1 protein-coding gene is annotated in these 3,219 nt (G+C 36.3%); it reads right to left on the bottom strand.

What is annotated here, in order from left to right; translation table 11 throughout:
* A partial coding sequence (locus FLA105534_RS00370; RefSeq protein WP_173964072.1) for a non-ribosomal peptide synthetase occupies positions 1 to 3,219 on the bottom strand: 3,219 nt, incomplete at both ends.

Raw genomic sequence — 3,219 nt, 5'->3', positions numbered from 1 at the left:
TATTTCAACCTGATCAAGGATCCACTCCTTTTCACTTATGACTTCCTGATACCCTATACCATCTTCTGATAACAGAATAGTACGCAAAACCTCATGACGAGATACAATACTTTGAAGCGTTTGTTCTAATATCGATGTGTCTAACGCTCCTTCCAGACGAAGTACAATAGGAATGTGATATTCACTACTACTTCCCTGCAACTGATCCAAAAACCACAATCGTTCCTGACTGAAAGATAATGGGATACGCTTTGGACGATCTTCCAAAACAATAGTAGGCAATAATACTCCTTTTGATTGAAGCGATACATGTGAACTTAACGTTGCGATCGTCGTATACTCAAAGACATCAGCAATTTCAACCTCTATAGACAATTCCTTTCGGATCATCGATACCAATCGGGTAGCCAGTAGACTATGCCCCCCCAACTCAAAAAAGTTATCATGAACTCCAACCTTCTCTATTCCCAACAAATTCTCCCAGATTTGAACCAATTGGTGCTCTGTCTCTGTGCGTGGAGCAACATATTCTTTCGTGGACAAATCTAAACTATCAGGATCCGGCAAAGCTTTCTTATCCAGCTTTCCATTTGACGTCAACGGCAGCTCTGCCAACTCAACCCAGATCATAGGAACCATATACTCCGGCAAACTTAATTTCAACTGTTCCTGTAAAGCAACCCTGTCCAGCTTACCTTCAACAACAACATAACCAATCAGACGTTTACTGTTAACTGTATCTTCCTTAGCCAATACACAACAATGAATGATTCCTGCTATCGATGAGAGAGCATTCTCTATTTCACCAAGCTCTATTCGATAACCACGAATCTTAACCTGATCATCTTTTCTGCCAATAAATTCTATAGTACCATCAGCAAGCCAACGAGCCAAATCTCCCGTCTTATAAATTATATCCCCCTCTTTAAATGGATTCTCTATAAATTTCTCTCTGGTTAATTCTTCCTGATTCAAATAACCTCGACCTACTCCTGATCCTCCAACACATAATTCTCCAACTACTCCAATGGGTAAAAGTTGGTGACTATCATCTACAATATATAAACTTGTATTCGATAAAGGCTTACCTATTGGAATCGTTTCTGCATCATCAGATATCTCACAAATCTCATAACAGGTAGCGTATACTGTTGTTTCGGTAGGACCATAAACATGAAGTATCTTGTCTGGACCCAATGCTGATAAAATCTTTTTAACAGGAGAAACTGAAACTTTTTCTCCTCCAAATAACAATAATCTTAAACTAGATAATAAGGACAAATCATACTCTGCTAAAGAATTAAACAATGCTGTAGTAATAAAAACAACACTTAACTCATTTTTACTGATGACTTGAGATAAAACTCCTGCATCTGAAGCTGTAGATTTATCTATTAAATAAAGACAAGCACCATTTAAAAGACTTCCAAAAATCTCATATGTTGATCCGTCAAAAGCATAGTTAGACCATTGAAGTACCCGATCTAAGTTATTAACAGAAATCTTACTCAAGGGATCATTAATAAGGGTAATTATATTTTCGTCATTAATAGAAATTCCTTTAGGAACTCCTGTAGTCCCCGAAGTATACATAATATAAGCAACTGAATCATAACCCCTTTCTTTTTCAACTTTTGAAGATTCATAATTTAAAGATTCGTTTATATCTAAAAAGAAAATAAATTCTGATACAGATAAACTTGACAATAAAGATTCCTCCTTATAAAGGATAAAATTAACATTTGAATCCTCTAAAATATAGGATAATCTTTTTGAGGGTAATGAAGGATCTAAAGGAACATAAGTACATCCTGATTTCAGAACCCCTAAGATACTAATGATCATATCAAAACTTCTGTTAAACAAGATTCCTATTCGCGAATCTTCAACCATACCTACAGATTCGAAATAATGAGCCAATTGATTCGAACGCTCATCCAGTTCCTTATAAGTTATAACCTGATCCTCAAAAACTATAGCCGTAGCATCTGGGGTTCTTTTAACCTGATCTTCGAACAAGTCAACCAGTGTCTTATCTTTTGAATATGCAATTGCTGTGTCGTTAAAAACATCCTGCAATTGGTATTCTTCTTCTTTTGATAAAATATTTAAAGCATTTATAATTAGATCTTCTTTCTTCAGGCCTTCCAAAAGTTCAACCAAAGCATTTTTTATATAAATAACAATACGGGAAGCATCTATACTTCCATCAATCTGAGCTTTCAATTCAAAATCATCTCCATAATCATCTACACTTAAGGTAAAAGGGTAATTGGTACGTTCTTTACCTCCATAAAATGTAATCCCTGAATCAAATTCATTTGCATGATCTTCATGTGATAAAACAGGTGAGGAATGACGGTAATTCAGCAATGCACTGAAGAATGCCATATCATTGCTTATTCCACTCCAATTCTGGATATGGGATAAAGGAGTTTGCTCATAAGACAATAAATCCCGTAACAATACCTTGACCTGATCAAGATAATCCAACACACTGCCTTTTAATTCAACTAACACCGGAAGGGTATTGATAAACAATCCTAATGAATCTGCAGCACCTAAAGAACCCTGAAGTCTTCCTGAAAACAAAGAACCAAAAATAGCATAATCCTTATTACTGCATCTGGCAACTACAAGGCCATAAGCAGCATGGAACAATACTGCTGGGGTCATACCCAGCCTCAAACACGTTTCACGCAATTCTGAACTTAAAACTTTCGGAAGTACTATACGAAACTCATTAATACCTTTTCCATCTCCAAGGATGTTTGATAAATCAAACGGATAGGCAGGCTCTTCAATTCCTTCAAACAAAGATCTAAAATAAGAACCTGCATCATGCTCCGATTGCGCATGTAAAGTATGACCTATAAAATCACGGTACAAAACAGGAACACCTAAACTTTCTTGGTTGCCCGATAAATACAACATAACCTCCGATACAATTTTCTCCAGACCAACATGGTCCATTATCAAATGATGCTGGTATACAATCAAATAATAACAGCCATTTTCAGAATCATCAGCCGATTTCAACTCCAATAATGGTGCCTTTGAAATATCCATCCAATGACTACCCGGAGCTATCAGAACATCTAATTGTGATAAAATAGCACAGGAATTATCCAAAACCAAATGCTCTAATGACAAAGGAGCTTCACGCAATACCACCTGAACTGCTTGAGGTAAACCAAAACTTAATATACAGGTGCGTAA

This window comes from Flavobacterium collinsii, assembly GCF_902804485.1.
In the GTDB taxonomy this organism is placed as follows: Bacteria; Bacteroidota; Bacteroidia; order Flavobacteriales; family Flavobacteriaceae; genus Flavobacterium; species Flavobacterium collinsii.
This window is presented reverse-complemented; position numbering and strand designations above follow the sequence as displayed.